Origin of the sequence: Pseudactinotalea sp. HY160 (assembly GCF_009372055.1) — a bacterium.
In the GTDB taxonomy this organism is placed as follows: domain Bacteria; phylum Actinomycetota; class Actinomycetes; order Actinomycetales; family Beutenbergiaceae; genus HY158.
Map to the genome: position 1 here is coordinate 57,123 of NZ_WHMT01000013.1, position 14,951 is coordinate 72,073.

The 14,951-nt window shown below is 72.2% G+C and carries 20 protein-coding genes; 7 read left to right on the forward strand and 13 right to left on the reverse strand.

Features of this window, described 5'->3' with window-relative positions; translation table 11 throughout:
* Nucleotides 1-220 precede the first annotated feature (220 nt).
* The 6 genes from GCG21_RS12050 to GCG21_RS12075 form a co-directional block, all read right to left on the reverse strand.
* Nucleotides 221-538 (reverse strand): nucleotidyltransferase family protein, encoded by a 318-nt coding sequence (locus tag GCG21_RS12050; protein ID WP_152909937.1) that lies wholly within the window; start codon nt 536-538, stop codon nt 221-223.
* A 115-nt stretch (nt 539-653) separates the two neighbouring features.
* Entirely contained in the window at nt 654-1,700 is a 1,047-nt protein-coding gene (locus tag GCG21_RS12055; RefSeq protein ID WP_152909938.1) for an iron-siderophore ABC transporter substrate-binding protein, read from the reverse strand.
* Nucleotides 1,701-1,730: 30 nt separating this feature from the next.
* On the reverse strand, nt 1,731-2,567 hold the full coding sequence (locus tag GCG21_RS12060) for an ABC transporter ATP-binding protein (RefSeq protein WP_152909939.1): 837 nt from the start codon (nt 2,565-2,567) through the stop codon (nt 1,731-1,733).
* Between the two features lie 17 nt (nt 2,568-2,584).
* Nucleotides 2,585-3,685: a FecCD family ABC transporter permease gene (locus GCG21_RS12065; protein WP_370517483.1), complete on the reverse strand. Its 1,101-nt coding sequence runs from the start codon at nt 3,683-3,685 to the stop codon at nt 2,585-2,587.
* 5 nt (nt 3,686-3,690) lie between these two features.
* Complete coding sequence (locus GCG21_RS12070) at nt 3,691-4,791, reverse strand: FecCD family ABC transporter permease (protein WP_370517484.1); 1,101 nt, start codon at nt 4,789-4,791, stop codon at nt 3,691-3,693.
* A 31-nt stretch (nt 4,792-4,822) separates the two neighbouring features.
* On the reverse strand, nt 4,823-5,797 hold the full coding sequence (locus tag GCG21_RS12075) for a siderophore-interacting protein (protein WP_370517485.1): 975 nt from the start codon (nt 5,795-5,797) through the stop codon (nt 4,823-4,825).
* Nucleotides 5,798-6,052: 255 nt separating this feature from the next.
* Here GCG21_RS12075 and GCG21_RS12080 point away from each other — a divergent pair, with 255 nt between their 5' ends.
* A complete protein-coding gene (locus GCG21_RS12080; RefSeq protein ID WP_152909942.1) occupies nt 6,053-6,202 on the forward strand; it encodes a BrnT family toxin in 150 nt (49 codons plus the stop codon).
* On the forward strand, nt 6,192-6,428 hold the full coding sequence (brnA, locus tag GCG21_RS12085; protein ID WP_152909943.1) for a type II toxin-antitoxin system BrnA family antitoxin: 237 nt from the start codon (nt 6,192-6,194) through the stop codon (nt 6,426-6,428). The genes GCG21_RS12080 and brnA overlap by 11 nt, the downstream gene beginning before the upstream one ends.
* Before the next feature lie 128 nt (nt 6,429-6,556).
* Here the strand turns inward: brnA and GCG21_RS12090 are convergent, their stop codons facing one another.
* Both GCG21_RS12090 and GCG21_RS12095 read right to left on the reverse strand, forming a co-directional pair.
* Nucleotides 6,557-6,820, reverse strand: coding sequence for a type II toxin-antitoxin system RelE/ParE family toxin (locus GCG21_RS12090; protein ID WP_370517486.1), 264 nt, complete (start codon nt 6,818-6,820; stop codon nt 6,557-6,559).
* Nucleotides 6,817-7,104, reverse strand: a complete 288-nt coding sequence (locus tag GCG21_RS12095; RefSeq protein ID WP_152909944.1) for a ribbon-helix-helix protein, CopG family — start codon at nt 7,102-7,104, stop codon at nt 6,817-6,819. The genes GCG21_RS12090 and GCG21_RS12095 overlap by 4 nt, the downstream gene beginning before the upstream one ends.
* A gap of 125 nt (nt 7,105-7,229) precedes the next feature.
* Between GCG21_RS12095 and GCG21_RS12100 the strand changes: the two genes are divergently transcribed.
* From GCG21_RS12100 to epsC, 4 genes are all read left to right on the forward strand, one after another.
* Complete coding sequence (locus GCG21_RS12100; protein WP_370517487.1) at nt 7,230-7,586, forward strand: GntR family transcriptional regulator; 357 nt, start codon at nt 7,230-7,232, stop codon at nt 7,584-7,586.
* The gene (locus tag GCG21_RS12105) at nt 7,583-8,605 is read left to right on the forward strand and encodes a DUF1648 domain-containing protein (RefSeq protein ID WP_152909945.1); all 1,023 of its coding nucleotides are present in this window, start codon (nt 7,583-7,585) and stop codon (nt 8,603-8,605) included. The genes GCG21_RS12100 and GCG21_RS12105 overlap by 4 nt, the downstream gene beginning before the upstream one ends.
* A gap of 112 nt (nt 8,606-8,717) precedes the next feature.
* Entirely contained in the window at nt 8,718-9,650 is a 933-nt protein-coding gene (gene cysK, locus GCG21_RS12110; RefSeq protein WP_152909946.1) for a cysteine synthase A, read from the forward strand.
* 88 nt (nt 9,651-9,738) lie between these two features.
* Complete coding sequence (epsC, locus tag GCG21_RS12115; protein ID WP_370517488.1) at nt 9,739-10,326, forward strand: serine O-acetyltransferase EpsC; 588 nt, start codon at nt 9,739-9,741, stop codon at nt 10,324-10,326.
* 439 nt (nt 10,327-10,765) lie between these two features.
* Here epsC and GCG21_RS12120 read toward each other — a convergent pair whose 3' ends face one another.
* Both GCG21_RS12120 and GCG21_RS12125 read right to left on the reverse strand, forming a co-directional pair.
* Nucleotides 10,766-11,455 carry a hypothetical protein gene (locus tag GCG21_RS12120; RefSeq protein ID WP_152909948.1) on the reverse strand — a complete coding sequence of 230 codons (690 nt, stop codon included), beginning with the start codon at nt 11,453-11,455 and terminating at the stop codon, nt 10,766-10,768.
* 206 nt (nt 11,456-11,661) lie between these two features.
* The gene (locus tag GCG21_RS12125; RefSeq protein WP_370517489.1) at nt 11,662-11,973 is read right to left on the reverse strand and encodes an MGMT family protein; all 312 of its coding nucleotides are present in this window, start codon (nt 11,971-11,973) and stop codon (nt 11,662-11,664) included.
* A 21-nt stretch (nt 11,974-11,994) separates the two neighbouring features.
* Here GCG21_RS12125 and GCG21_RS12130 point away from each other — a divergent pair, with 21 nt between their 5' ends.
* Nucleotides 11,995-12,708, forward strand: a complete 714-nt coding sequence (locus tag GCG21_RS12130) for a hypothetical protein (protein WP_152909950.1) — start codon at nt 11,995-11,997, stop codon at nt 12,706-12,708.
* A gap of 92 nt (nt 12,709-12,800) precedes the next feature.
* On the opposite strand, the gene GCG21_RS12135 is transcribed toward GCG21_RS12130, so the two are convergent.
* From GCG21_RS12135 to GCG21_RS12145, 3 genes are all read right to left on the reverse strand, one after another.
* Nucleotides 12,801-13,247, reverse strand: coding sequence for a ribose-5-phosphate isomerase (locus GCG21_RS12135; protein ID WP_152909951.1), 447 nt, complete (start codon nt 13,245-13,247; stop codon nt 12,801-12,803).
* A gap of 80 nt (nt 13,248-13,327) precedes the next feature.
* Entirely contained in the window at nt 13,328-13,963 is a 636-nt protein-coding gene (locus tag GCG21_RS12140; RefSeq protein WP_152909952.1) for a hypothetical protein, read from the reverse strand.
* Nucleotides 13,960-14,925, reverse strand: a complete 966-nt coding sequence (locus GCG21_RS12145; protein WP_194165072.1) for a sugar-binding domain-containing protein — start codon at nt 14,923-14,925, stop codon at nt 13,960-13,962. The genes GCG21_RS12140 and GCG21_RS12145 overlap by 4 nt, the downstream gene beginning before the upstream one ends.
* Between the last annotated feature and the right edge of the window lie 26 nt (nt 14,926-14,951).

A 14,951-nucleotide genomic window follows, 5' to 3' on the forward strand; every position in this document is an offset into this window, starting at 1 on the left:
ACGGGCGTGCATGACGGGGGCACGACAGTTGAACTGTCTCTCCGCGGGAACTACCGTCGGCAGCGGTAGCTGGGATGAGACAGTTCCCGGAGCGCCGATTCGAGAGGCCCACGCTCCGGCGTGGGCTTCTGCGCGTCCCGCATGACCGAGATCATGCTGTGGGCCAACGCCGTGCTGATCTCGAGCTCCAATGCGAGGATCCCCTCGGCCTCGGCGAGGTTCACAGCGGCACGGTCTCGGCCAGGATAGACAGCCCCACACCCGTGCGATGCGCCCGTTCGCGCACGACGTCGGCGTCTACGACGTCAACAGTCGCCCCGGCCACGCGCGACAACTCCTCGCCCAAACGAATGAGGTCCCGCTCGACGCCAGGCGAGAACTGCACGATCAAGTCAAGGTCTGAGGAGTCGGTTGCTTGACCACGCGCAACAGACCCGAACACCCCGGCCGCCTCAACGCCATAACTGGCGAGCACACCGCGGATGGCCTCGCGGTGGGCCGCGAGGCCGCCAGGCGCAGTGACAGCAGGAACATTCATCTCGTCAGTGTCTCATCACCACATCAGCGACGAAAGGAACCCGCCCACCGGTAGCTGACCTCCCGCCTGGGCGACCCGCGCTACGCGGGCCGCCCGGGCGTCGTCCATAGGCCGGCTACGCGGCCTTCGCCGCGGCCGAGAGCGCTTCGAGGTAGGAGTCCAGCCCCCACGTGAGCGAGAGTGCGGTCGGCGGGGAGACCGCGGCCACGAGCTCGGGACCGGTGATCGAGGCCACCGCCCCGGAGGTCACCGCCGGGATCGTGGCCGCATACGGCGCCGCGAGGAACGCCTCCTCCTGCTCGGGGGTGTCCGCGTAGGACACGAGCACATCCGAGTCGAGCTCGGAGAGCCGCTCGTGGCTGAGCGTGTAGTAGAACGTCTCGTCGCCGTTCGCGAGCTCGGTCACCGCCGGGGCGTCGACGAAGCCCAGGTCGCGCAGGAAGCCCACCCGCGGATCGGCGGGCTTGTACACGTAGAACGTGCCCGACACGTCCCACGTGGCCGCGATCGTCTTGCCCGCGAACTCGGGGTGATCGGCGGCGGCGCGCTCGAGGGTGTCGTCGATGTCGGCGAGCACGGTGGCCGCCTCCGTGGTCCGGCCGAGGGCCTCGCCCACGATCTCGACGACCTGGCGCCACGGCGTGCTCCACGCCTCGTCCGGGTAGGCCACTGTCGGGGCGATCTGACTGAGCAGCTCGTACTGCTCGGCCGTGATGCCCGAGTACACGGCCAGGATGAGGTCCGGGGAGGCGGCCGCGATCTCCTCGTACGCCGGCTCCTCGGCGGAGACGGGCAGCATCACCGGCGTCGCGGCGCCGAGGTCGGTGAGCTCCTCCTGGATCCACGGCAGCACCCCGTTCTCGTCGCCGCCGTAGGGCTGGGACTCCATCGCCGTGGGCACCACCCCGACGGCGATCGCCGCGTCCGCGCTCCCCCACCCGAGCGTGACCACGCTGTGCGGATCCGCGGGGACCACCGTCTCCCCGAAGGCGTGCTCGATCGTCGTGGGGGCGCCTTCCGTGTTCGCAGCGCCGCCGGTATTCGTGGGGCCGTCGGTACCGGTCGGGCTCGCGGGTTCCTCGCCCGTGCCGCCGCTCGAGCAGGCGGTCAGGGCGAGCGCCGCCGCGGCGAGCGCGACGAGGATGCGTGGACGTCGGATCATGGAATCTCCCGGGTCGTGAGGGGCGAGGGGTCAGGGCGCGGCCGGCTGCGGCGCGGCCGGTGGGCGATGGAACCGCCCGATCGGCACCACGAGCGGGGTGCCGCTGATCGGATCGGGCACCACGCGCGATTCGAGGGCGAACGCGTCGCGCACGACCTCGCTCGTGAGCACCCGCTCGGGCGGGCCCTCGGCCGCGATCCGCCCGCCGGCCATGACCACGAGGTGGTCGGCGTACCGGGCGGCGAGGTTGAGCTCGTGCAGGACCATGACGATCGTGGTGCCGCGGGCCCGGTTGAGCTGATGGAACAGGTCGAGCAGCTCGACCTGATGGGCGAGGTCGAGGTAGGTGGTCGGCTCGTCGAGGAGCAGGATGTCGGGATCCTGGGCGAGCGCGACCGCCACCCACGCCCGCTGCCGCTGCCCGCCGGAGAGCTCGTCCATCGCGCGCCCGGCGAGCCCGGCGCACTGGGTGAGCTCGAGCGCGAGGGCGACCGCCGCCTCGTCCGTGCGCCGATCCCGGCGCAGCACCCCCTGATGCGGGTACCGCCCGCGGCCCACGAGATCGGCCACCGTGATGCCGTCCGGTGCGAGCGGCTGCTGCGGGAGCAGGCCGACCATCCGCGCGAACTCCTTGCCGCCGTGGCGGCGGATGTCGCGCCCGTCGAGCGTGACGCGCCCGCCGCTGGGCCGCAGCAGCCGCGCGAGCCCCTTGAGCAGCGTCGACTTCCCGCACGCGTTCGCCCCGACGATCACGCTCACCTGGCCGCGCGGTACCTCCAGGTCGAGCGTATGGACGACGCAGTGCCCGTCGTAGGACAGCGACAGGTTCTCGGCGGCGAGCGCACGCGACGTCGTGGGCTGGGTCATCGGGTCTCTCCTCACATTCAGCTGCGGCCCGTGGCCAGCAGCCAGAGCAGGTACGGGGCGCCGATCGCGCCGGTGACGATGCCCACCGGCACCGGGGAGTCGGGCAGGAAGGCGCCGAGGGCGGCGTCCGCGCCGAGCACGACGCACACGCCCGTGAGCGCGGCGGCCACGAGCGCCGGGCCGCCGTCGCGCACGAGGCTGCGGGCGATCGGCGGGCCGATGAAGGCGACGAACGCGATCGGGCCGGTCACGGCCGTGGTCAGGGCGGCGAGGGTGACGCCCAGCGCGAGGATGCCCAGCCGGGTGCGTTCCACCCGCACCCCGAGCCCGCCGGCCTGGGGGTCGCCGAGCTGGAGGGCCTGCAGGGCGGGCCGGGTCAGCGCGAGCGCGGGCAGCAGGATCGCGAGCGCGACGGCGAGCACCGCGATGGAGTCCCAGCGGGCCCCGCCGATCCCGCCGACGGTCCAGGCGAGCGCGCGGGACACCTCGCGCACGTCGCCGCGGGAGATGAGGTAGCCGAGCACCGCCTGGCCGGCGAACGCGAAGCCGACGCCCACGAGCACGAACCGGTAGGCGCCCACCCCGCCCCGCCAGGCGAGGGCGTAGATGGCCAACGCCACCCCGAAGCCGCCGGCGAGCGCGAGCAGGGAGAGCCCGATGCCCGAGACCCCGAGCACGAGCAGCCCGAACACCGCCGCCACGCTCGCCCCGCCCGAGATGCCGAGGATGTCCGGGCTCGCGAGCGGATTGCGCACGAGGGTCTGGAACAGCGCCCCCGAGAGGGCGAAGGCCGCGCCCGCGAGCACGCCGAGGGCGACCGTGGGGGCCCGCAGCCGCCAGAACACGAAACTGCCGCCGCCGGTCGCCTCCGGACCGCCCGCGAGGATGCGCGCGAGCTCGCCGGGGCTGAGCGGATAGGGCCCCGTGGCCAGCCCGACGAGGACGAGCGCGACGGCGGCGAGCCCCAGGGCGGTGCACACGAGTACGCAGCGGGTGCGACGTCGTCGTAGAGCGGCCGCGAGAGCGGCCCGGGCTGTCGGCTCGGTGCGCTCGGTGCGCGCTGTATGCCCTGTGTCTTCTGTGGGGTCGGTGCCGCCGGAGGCGGGCGGTGCGGGCACGGTGATCACAGCGACCCCAGCCGGGTGCGGCGGGCGAGGGCGATGAGCACCGGCGCGCCGAGCACGGCCACGACGATGCCGGCCTCGAGTTCGCCCGGGGGCACCACGAGGCGGCCGATGATGTCGGCGCCGAGCAGGAGGATGGGGCCGCCGATCGCGCAGAAGGCGAGGATCCAGCGGTAGTCGGTGCCCACGAGCTGGCGCACGGCGTGGGGCACCATGAGGCCCACGAACATGATCGGCCCGGCGAGCGCGGTCGCGGCCCCGGCGAGCAGCACCACGGCGAGCCCGCACGCGATGCGGGCGAGGGCGAGGTTCTGGCCGAGTCCGCGGGCCAGGTCCTCGCCGAGGGCGAGGAGGTTGAGCATCCGACCCGAGCAGGCGGCGAGGAGCGCGCCCGCCGCGAGGAACGGCAACAGCGTCACGGCGGCCTCGGCGCCGCGGCCGGCCAGGGAGCCCACCGACCACAGCCGGTAGCTGGCGAGGGTCGCCGTGTCGGTGAGGAGCACGAGGGTCGTGAGCGAGGTGAGCCCGGCCGTGAGCGCCATGCCCGCGAGCGCGAGGCCCACCGGGCTCGCGGCGCCGCGCTGGAGGGCGCCGATTCCGTAGACGAGGCCCGCCGCGCACGCGGCCCCGGCGAGCGCGAACCAGATGAAGGCGGCCGGGCTCGTCAGGCCGAGCACCGAGATCGCGAGCACCACCGCGAACGACGCGCCCGCGTTCACCCCGAGGATGCCCGGATCGGCGAGCGGGTTGCGGGTGAGGCCCTGCATGACCGCGCCCGCGAGGCCGAGCGCGGCGCCCGCGAGCAGCCCGACGATCGTGCGCGGCAGGCGCAGGTCCCGCACGACGACGGTGGCCGGATCCTGGCCCGGACTCGTCAGCGCGTGCCACACCTCGGCGGGGCCGATCGCCGCGGCGCCGAGCGCGAGGCTCAGGGCGATCACGACCGCCAGCGCCACGACGAGGGCCGCGAGCGCCAGCCACCGGCGGGCCGGGCTCGGGGCGCCCACGGGGCCCACCGGGTCCGGTGCGCCCGCGGGGTTCGCACGGTCCGGTGCGCTGTGGGGGCCGGCGACCGGGGCCGGTGTCACGTCGGCCGTCACGTCGCCCATCACTGGGGCGGGACTCCGGCGATCACTGGGCCTCGGCCCTGCCCAGGCGCCAGTAGCCCATGAAGGAGACCCGGGTGCGGGTGATGCCCGTGGTGGTCACGAGGAGGCGGCGCAGGCGCTTGATCACGCCCGCCTCGCCGGCCAGCCACGCGTAGAACTCACCGCCTCGCACGCAGTACAGGTCGCCGAAGGAGTCCCACAGCAGGTCGCGATCGACGTCGACCTCCTCGAGTCGCTGCTCGGAGGTCGACAGGGCCGCGAGGTAGACGTGGGGGTGGGCCGAGACCCAGGCGGTCACGGCCGGCTCGAGGAGGGTTCCGTGGCCGGCGCCGTTGCGCGGCAGCCACGTCACCTGCGTGCGCGCCGCCGTGACGATCGGCAGCACGTCCTCGCTCGCGGGCACCTCGAGGAACACGTGCGCCTCGCGCTCGGGGCCGAGGTGCTCGAGGATCGAGCAGATCGCCGGGGCCGCGGTCTCGTCGCCCACGAGGAGGATCTTCTCGGCGGTGCCGGGATGAAAGTCGATGCCGATCCCCGAGTCCCGGGAGCGGGCGTCCGGGCCGACGAGCACGAGGGCATCGCCCGGGCCCGCCTGCTCGAGCCAGCGGGAGGCGGGGCCGCCGTCGGGGTGGGTGACCATGTCGACGTCGACCTCGCCGGGGCGCACGGCCCGCACGGTGTAGGTGCGGAACGGGTTGCGGTCGGCGTCGGGCAGCTCACGCCACCGCTTGTACCAGTCGCCGGCCGCGATCGTGGCCGGGTCGTTCCAGCCGAAGTCGGCGACGTGGCCGGCCGGGTGCCCGCCGGGATTGTCGCCCGGGTGGGGAAGCACGATCTTCACGCGCTGATCGAGGCGGTCGGTCCCGAAGGAGTCGAGCTCGTCCCCGGCGAACGTGACGCGCACGAAACTCGGGGTGATCCTGCGAATCCGCGCCACGCGCACCGCGTACGGGCGGTATCCGGGGCGGGTGTCCTTGGCTACGGTCGACGTGAGCACGAATAAAGTATGGCACGCCTTACCTAATTCACGCACGGGAACGTGACGCGACCGGCAGACGCGCCGGCGCTCGTGCACGATCTCCAACCACGACGTTCGGCGTCACACGACGAGCGCTGATCGACGTCCGAATCTCGGACCGGCTCGGTCGTGACGACACCCGAGGACGCCCCGGCACGAACCTACCCACCGTGTGCGCTACGTCACCCCATTGGAGTCGAACCGGTATAGTTTCTCTATGGATGGAGGGCGCCCATGGAGTTCGAGTTCGAGCCGCGCCCCCTCGTCATCGGCACGATCGCCGGGCGACACTTCGCCGCAGTCGTCACGTATCGAGACGGGCGAACCCGTTTGATCTCTGTCCGTCGCGCCCGCAACGAGGAGGTAGCCATCTATGAAGGCTGAACAGTTCGACGCCGCATTCGACGCCGGGGACGACGTCACGCCTCAGCTTGACCTCGGCCGGGCGCATCGGCCTGGCCTGACACCACGTCGGGTCAACGTCGACTTTCCCACGTGGATGGTCGAAGCACTCGACCACGAGGCGCGTCGCCTCGGGGTCACACGGCAATCGGTGATCAAGATCTGGATTGCGGACCGGCTCGGTCGCGACGACGCGCCGGCCGCCTGACGCGCCCATGTGGACGACATGGACGATTTGAACGCACAGCGGGGCGGATCCACCACCACCGCGGTGGCCACACGTCCCCGCTCCGGGACCTCCGATCGGGCCCGTCGCGGATTCGGGCGATCACCGGCTCATTCGTAGACGCCGCGGCGGTGGCCGATCTCGATCACGAGAACGACCAACCGTTCATCGCGCAGGTCGCAGATGATCCTGTAGTCGCCGACGCGATACCGCCACAGGCCGGCCAGACCTCCGGTGAGCGGCGCACCTCGGTCCCGTGGACTCTTGAGTGTCGTGATCGCGCGAAGCGCGGCACGAACACGCCGGGCGGTCTGCGGATCAGCCTTCCGTAGCCAGCGTGCCGCCTCGGGCGACAGTTCGACTTCCCAGGTCACTCGATCTCATCCACGAGACTCGGATCGACCGGATCGTCACCGAGCCCCAACTCGCGCTCGACCACGGCGAGCGGCACTGCCTGCTGCCGCCCGGAGCGAAGGTCCGCGGCGCGCTCGACGATCCGCTGCTCCCACTCCAACTGTGCCAGGTCACGCTCCAGCACCTCGCGCACAACATCCCCCTGGCTTCGTCGCGTCGCCGCGGCGAGCGCCTCGACGCGCGCGCGCAGGCCTTCGGGAAGTCGCACCGAGATGGGCCGCCCCAGCGGCGTCGTCGAGTTCATGTAAACATTGTATTCGTTGTGTACATGCCGGGCAACGAACGCGCCCGGGAACCGACCCTCATCACCGCGCGCCCCGCCCACACTCCAGTTTGCACTAGTTGAACTAGTGCAACTACGCTTGAGGTGTGCTCATCACGGTGGACCCGACCAGCCCGCAGCCGCTCTTCGAGCAGATCGCGGCGTCGATCCGGCTCGCGATCCTCACCGGACAGCGGGGCGCCGGCGACCGGCTTCCGGCCACGCGCGACCTCGCACAGTCCCTCGATCTCAACGTGAACACGGTGCTGCACGCCTACCGCGAGCTCGTGGCCGAGGGGCTGATCGAGCTCCGCCGGGGCCGCGGGGCGACCGTGACCACCCGGGCCGCCGCCGACTTCGCCACCCTCCACCGACACATCGCCGCCGTCCGCACCGAGGCCGCCCGCCTGGGCCTGGCGCCCGCGACCCTCGCCGCACTGCTCACCACGAAGGAGCCCGCATGAGTCCCCACGACCGCGGAATCACCCCCAGCGCCACGACCCCGGCCCGCCCCCCGCTGCCCCACCGCGGCCGGGCGATCGCGCTCGGGATCGCGCTGCCGCTCGTGCTCATCGCCGCGAGCTACGCCCTCGTGCTCGCCTGGCTGCCCGACCTGCCGGACACCGTGGCCCTGCACTGGGGCCCGAACGGCGTGGACCGCGTGGGCAGCCTCGCGGAGCTCATGACCCTCAACTCCGTGCTCATCGGGGTCGGCGTCGTGGTGATGTTCCCGCTCGTGCTCCTGTTCGGCCGCTCCGCGCTGACCCGGCGCATGATCGTGGGGTTGTCGGCGGGCATGCTCACGATGTTCTGTGGACTGTTCCTCGTGCAGGTCGCCGGCCAGCGCGGGCTCACCGACCCCTATGCCGCCACCACTGCCGGCGGCGCCATCGCCCTGAGCATCGGTGTGGCGCTCGCCCTGGGAATCGTCGCAGCCGCGCTGGCCGGCGCCGATCCCGCCCGGCCCGCGACCGCTCCCGTGCCCGCCGGCGCCGCCCGTATCGAGCTTACGGACGACGCTCGCGCGGCCTGGTCGGGTCAGGCCACCATGCGCCGGCCCGGGCTGCTCGCCATGATGGGCCTGATCCCGATGGCCGTGGGGCTCGCGGTCGGGGTGAGTACGAGCAACTGGTGGCTGCTGCTGCCGATGGCGGGCGTTGCCGCATTGCTGCTCGGCTTCCTCAGCTTCACGGTGCAGGTGGATTCGGCCGGGATCGTCGCCCGGAGCAGCATCGGACTGCGGGTGCTGCATGTGCCGGCGGATGAGGTGCTGGCCGCGTCGGTGACCCAGGTCAGGCCGTTCGCCGAGTTCGGCGGCTGGGGCATCCGCACCAACGTCCACGGCACCACCGGCCTCGTCACCCGCAAGGGCGAAGCGATACGGATCGAACGTACGGGAGGGCGCTCCGCCGTCCTCACGGTCGACGACGCGGCCACCGCCGCGGCGCTGCTCAACACGGTCGCCGCCCGCGCGCGCCGATGACCGAATGGTGAGCACCGTCTCACCAGGTAGACGACCCGCTCACTCTCTGGTCAGCGCGGCCTCCGGGTGCAAGGCTGAAGCCAGCGATCAGCCCGCCTTCGGAAGGAACGTCATGTCCCGCATCTACGAGAACGCCACCGACCTGGTGGGCAACACCCCGCTCGTCCGGCTCAACCAGGTCACCGAGGGGCTCGGAGCGACCGTGCTCGCGAAGCTCGAGTTCTACAACCCGGCCAACTCGGTCAAGGACCGCATCGGCGTGGCCATGATCGACGCCGCCGAGGCCGCCGGCGCGCTGAAGCCGGGCGGCACGATCGTGGAGGCGACGTCCGGGAACACCGGGATCGCGCTCGCGTTCGTCGGGGCCGCCCGCGGCTACAACGTCGTGCTCGCGATGCCCGAGTCGGCGTCGAACGAGCGCAAGGTGCTGCTGCGCGCCCTCGGGGCCGAGCTCGTGCTCACGGCGCCGTCCGAGGGTATGAAGGGCGCCGTGTCCACGGCCGAGAGGATCGCGACGGAGCGGGAGGGGGCGATCCTCGCGCGCCAGTTCGAGAACGAGGCGAACCCGGAGATCCACCGCCGCACGACGGCCGAGGAGATCTGGACCGACACCGACGGCGAGGTCGACATCGTCGTGGCCGGAATCGGCACCGGCGGCACCATCACCGGGGTGGGCCAGGTACTCAAGGAGCGCAAGCCCGAGGTGCAGATCATCGCCGTGGAGCCGGCCGAGTCGCCGATCCTCAACGGCGGCGAGCCCGGGCCGCACAAGATCCAGGGACTCGGGGCGAACTTCGTTCCGAAGGTGCTCGACACGACGATCTACGACGAGGTGATCGACATCGACGCCGAGGCCTCGCTCGAGCGGGCCCGCGAGGTCGCGCGCCGCGAGGGACTCCTCGTGGGCATCTCCTCGGGCGCCGCGATCGAGGCGGCCCTGCAGGTGGCCGCGCGGGCCGAGAACGCGGGCAAGACGATCGTGGTCGTCGTACCCGACTTCGGCGAGCGCTACCTCTCGACCCCGCTCTACGCGCACCTGCAGTGAGTTCGGCCCCGGGTGCCGCGGCGGCGCTGGACGGTGCCGCGGCACCACGAGGCCACAGGGTCTGCGCAAACGTGACAGCATCGTGCCCGTGAGTGCTACCAGTCATCTCTCGCTGCGGTCGCTGATCTCCGAGGATCTCGCGACCGCGAAGCGCCGCGACCCGGCCGCCCGATCCTCCTTCGAGATCGCGCTGCTCTATCCGGGCGTACACGCGCTGTGGCTCCACCGGCTCTCCCATCGGATGTGGGTCACCTCCCGCCTGCTCCGGTTCCCGGCCCGGATGCTGTCGGAGCTGGCGCGCACGTTCACCGGCGTGGAGATCCACCCCGGCGCGGTGCTGGGGCGGCGGTTCTTCGTCGATCACGGCATGGGGGTCGTGATCGGGGAGACCGCCGAGGTCGGCGACGACGTGCTCATGTTCCACACCTCGACCCTCGGCGGGCGCTCGATGTCGAAGGGGAAACGGCATCCCACGGTCGGCGACCGGGTGGTCATCGGCTCGGGGGCGAAGGTCCTCGGTCCGATCAGCATCGGCGACGACGTGAAGATCGGCGCGAACGCCGTGGTGGTCAAGGACGTCGAGCCCGGCGCCGTCGTCGTGGGCGTGCCCGGGCACGTGCGCCCCAACCCCCGTCCCGACGACGAGTACCCGATCGACCCGGCCATCTACATCTGACCTGCGCTGCGTCACAGAACCAGGGCCACCGACCCTGCACCCGCAGAGACTGCGGTACCGCACCGCGCTGCGCCGGGGCTTCGACGAGGGCAGGGCACGCCCATGGAACAGCCGTACGCGCGCACGAGCGACATCGAGCAGAGATGCGGGGTCAAGGCCGACTTCCTCGAAGTGGCTCAAGAAGCTCACCGCAGTCGGCCTGCTGCAAGAAGTCCGAATCGGGCGCCGGGTGCTCTACGCCAACGTGCCGCCCATGGCCGAACTCCGCTGAGCCGCCCGCGCCGGGCGACGTGTCAAGTAGCTTGACACGTCGGCCCGACCTGTAAAGATAACGGTCGATTCTTTACACGTCCGCTGTGCGGACACGCGCTCGACCCGCGCGCGGCGTGATCGTCGAACGCGACCAGGTGCCGCCCGATGGGGCCCGCGAGTCCTCGGCTCAGGCGCGCGCCAGGGTGAGCTCGGCGACCTCGGCCGCCGCGTCGATCGTGACGTCCGAACCGCCGACGACGACCTGCAGGAAGCCCCCCTCGGCCTGGGCGAGCACGCCGGCGGCGGTGTAGCCCATGAGGTCTCCGGTGAATCCACCGGCCCGCGAGGCGCCCGGGATGTCGAGCTGTTCGGCTTCGCTCCCACCCTCGTAGGTGCTCTGGGCGGCCTCGAGGGTGGCGTCGAACGTGGCATCGTCGGCGATCTCCACGGCGGCCCACTGGACCATCGCCATGCCCGAGCCGTCGGCGGCCGTGAAGGTGCACGTGGTCGAGCCCATGATCTCGTCGGCCGTGCCCTCGCCCAGGTCCAGCCCCGTGACCTCGCCGAGCTCGTCGGCCTCCAGCACGTCACACGCGCTGAACCCCTCGGCCGGAGCCGCCACGGCACCACCGGCCGAGGGATCGGCGTCGGCCCCGTCACCCGCGCCGTCCTGCTCCTCACCGGCACCCGACTCGCCGCCCGCGTCCGAGCCGCCGTCCGTGCCGCCGGTCTCCTCCGCGGCACCCGCGCCGGCGTCCTGCTCGGCCGTGCCCTCGCCCGTGGACTCCCCCGAGCCACCGCACGCGGAGACAAGCATGAGCAGCGCCACGCCGCCGGCGGCCGTGGCCGCACGAATTCCAGTCAGCTTTGCGTTCACGTCGGTCTCTCTCCCTCATCCGCGCCCCGCGCGGTCCACTATCGCCGGCCGATCGGCCGGCGGGGCCACGGTATTCACCCGGTGCGAATCCTGGCGATGGGCAGAGCAACCCACTGTGCGGCTCCTCACCTGAGCCCCGAGGCCGGCGCCCCGAACCCTGAACCCGGCCCCGCCCCCAGTCCCAGGGCCCCGGGCCCCCGACGACGTCAGTCCGGCCAGCCGACCTCGCCCATCGGCACCCGCCCGGCCCGGCTGAGCACGACCCCCTCGGCGCGCAGGTGCTCGGCCTGGCGCTCGCTCTTGTGCACCACGAGCCTGCCGCCCGCGGCGCACACCCGCCACCACGGCACACCCCCGCCGTAGAGCGAGAGCACCCGGCCCACCGTGCGGGCGCTCCCCCTGCCCGTCTCCGCCCGCGCGATCTCGGCGAGCACGCCGTACGTGCTCACGCGCCCGGCTGGGATCCGGCTCACAAGATCGAGCACGAACTCGGCGTAATCATCGGGTACGGCACTCACCGGCCTATGATCACTCATGCCATGACTGCCACGCCAGCGGACGATCCCGCCACCCAGCTCGATGCCTCCTCGGCCGCCGAATCGGGCGCCCCGGCGCACACGTGCGAGCACTGCGACAGCACCGAGGACCACTCCCACGTCGACGAGCGCAGCGCCGTGCTGGCGTACCGGTCGGCCATGCGGGCCACCGACGTCCTCCGCGCGCTCATCGCGACCGCCCTGCTCGTCGTCGCCGTCATGCTCTCGAGCGGGGGCCTCCTCGCGGGCGCCGGCGCCTGGCTCCTGGCCACGGCCGTCGGCATGGGCGTGCTGAGCATCGCCACGCGCACGCGCCCGATCGGTCAGTCCGTGCTCCTCGGCGCACTGGTGAGCGCGGCCGCCGTGCCGCTGCTTGCCCTGGCGCTCTCCCAGCTCGTGGGGCCCGGTTGGCGGATCGGCCTCGCCGCCGGCGCCGGGTGGCTCGTGCTCGCCGGCGGAACCGAGATCCTGCGCAACCGGGGCCTGGCCACCACCCTCGTGGCCCACACGCGCGAGGGGGAGGCGGCCCGCGCCGCCGTCGCTGCCGGCGCCCCGACCTCGCCGTGGGTGGACTGGTCATGGTCGCTGCTCACCGGCGCCCTGTTCGGCGTCTGGGTCTGGCTCACCGGCGAGCTGGCGATCGCGGTCGTCACGCTCGTCCCGCTCCAGGTCGCCCTCGCGGCGCTCTCACGCCGCCTCACGCACCGCCGCGCCTGACGGGGCCCGCGGTTCGGTACCGGCCCACCCGCCGCGCCCGCCCTCGGCAGCGCCCGAGGCGTGCGGACGACGCAACCCGGCCTGCGTCGTCCTCAGGCGGTTTCGTAGGCGCTCACCTGGTCGATGCGCCGCTGGTGGCGGTCCGCGTTGCTGAAGGCGGTGCCGACGAAGGCCGTGACGATCTGGATCGCCGCGGCGACGGTGTGCTGGCGGGCGCCGATACCCACGCAGTTGGCGTTGTTGTGCTGGCGGGAGAGCTGGGCGGTCTCCTCGTTCCAGGCGAGTGCGCAGCGGATTCCCGGCACCTTGTTCGCGGCGATCTGCTCGCCGTTGCCGCTGCCGCCGATCACGATCCCGAGGGAGCCCTCGTCGGCGACGACGGCCTCCCCCGCGGCGAAGCAGAACGAGGGGTAGTCGTCCTCGGCGTCGTAGCGGTCGTTGCCGTGATCGATCACCTCGTGCCCGGCGTCGGTCAGGTGCGTGATGAGGGCCTCGCGGAGCTCGAACCCGGCGTGGTCGGCGGCGATGTGAATGCGCATGTGTCCAATCATGCCGCACCTGCGCCGAGCGGGGAGGATCGGCCACGCCCCGTGGCCGGCCGCCCCCGCCGGGCGGGCGACTATTCGAGCACGTCGCTCCACCGGTCGAGGCCGCCCGGACCGAAGAGGTCGTTTCCCACGACGAGCCACGTGGCACCGGCCGCGAGCGCCTCGGGCACGATCGCCCGGGTGACACTGCCGTCGAGACCCAGCTCCCGATCCGGATTGCGTTCGGCCAGCTCGGCCACCTTTCGTAGCGCCGCCCGGTCGAACGTGCTCCCGGCCTGCCCGGGCGTGACCGACATGCACAGCACCGCGAGATCGTCGGGTGCGGCACCGGCCGGGGTCCGGGGGGAGAGCGCGAGCGCGGCCTCGCTGCCTCGGCGCTCGATCCGAGCGACCGTCTCACGCCACCGCGGCGTCTCGATGTGGACGACGATGCGGCGGCACAGGTCGGTCCAGGCGTCGACCTGGCCGAGCGGGTCGGTGAACATCACGTGGGTCTCGTGCGCCACTCCCGACATCCCGGTCAGCTCGCCGGCCAGCTCGGCCGCGCGCTCCGAGGCGAAGCCCCCGGCGGCGGCGAACTCGCCATCCGCGTGATCCCAGTGCACGCAATTCATTCCGCCCTCCACCGCTGCTGCGAGGTTCCGCGCCTGGTCGGCGGGATCGACCGACCAGAGGGAACCGGCCACGCGGGGTGGCCCGACCGTCATGCCCGCTCCCCCGCAAGCAGTGCCTCTGCGAGCCCATGGTCGACCACGAGGCTGGAGACCAGGCCGGCGCAGGTGACGGCGCGAATCGCGTCGGCCTTACCCGCATCGGAGGCCACGGCGATCACCCGGGGAATCGCGTCGAGCTGCGCATATGAGATCGAGACACAGCGCTCTTGGAACGCGGGATCGACGAGCTTCCCGTCGGCACCGATGAGAATTCCTGCGATGTCGGCCACGCACCCTCGCTCGCGCGCCCTGCGCACGTCCGCCTCCGGGATGACTTCCGGAACCTGAGAGATCTGCGGATCCCAGCTCCCGACCGACATCACGGCCGTGGTGACCTCGTCGAAGAAGTCCAGTGCGAGCTTGATCCCGGGGTGTTGCCGCAGGCTCTCCGCGGTCAGGGCGTCGTCCACGAACAGCGGGGAGAAGATCGGATAGACCGCTCCGCCGGCGCGCTGGGATGCCTGCCGCACGATCTCGATCGGAGAGGAGCCCAGCTCGCCGCTGACCGAACCGGTGAGCTGGACCACCGTGCAGCGCGGCAGCGACGTCAGCTGCGAGGTCGTGGCCGTGAGCGTGCGGCCCCACGTGAGCCCGAGCACCTCGTCCTCGCCCAGAGTGGCGCTCAGCAGTGAGGCCGCGGCTCCGCCCACCTGCGCCCTCACCTGGTCCGGGTCGCCATAACAGCGCACCACGAGGCACTCGTCCAGACCGAGGTATTCACCGAGCTCGGCGCTGAGGACCGGATCGTCGAGGCCGTCGTCGTTGATGGTGATCTGAACGACCCCCTCGGCGAGCGCGCGCTCGAGTAGCCGCGCCACCCGAAACCGCGAGATTCCAAGGGAATCGGCGATCTCGACCTTCGATCCGGCATCGAGATAGTACGAGCGTGCGACCTTCGCCAGCAGCGCGCGGTCCGTCTCCGCCCCACGAAGACGGGAGCTCAAATGAGCGCCCACATCACGGTCTTGTGTCATTTGATCAC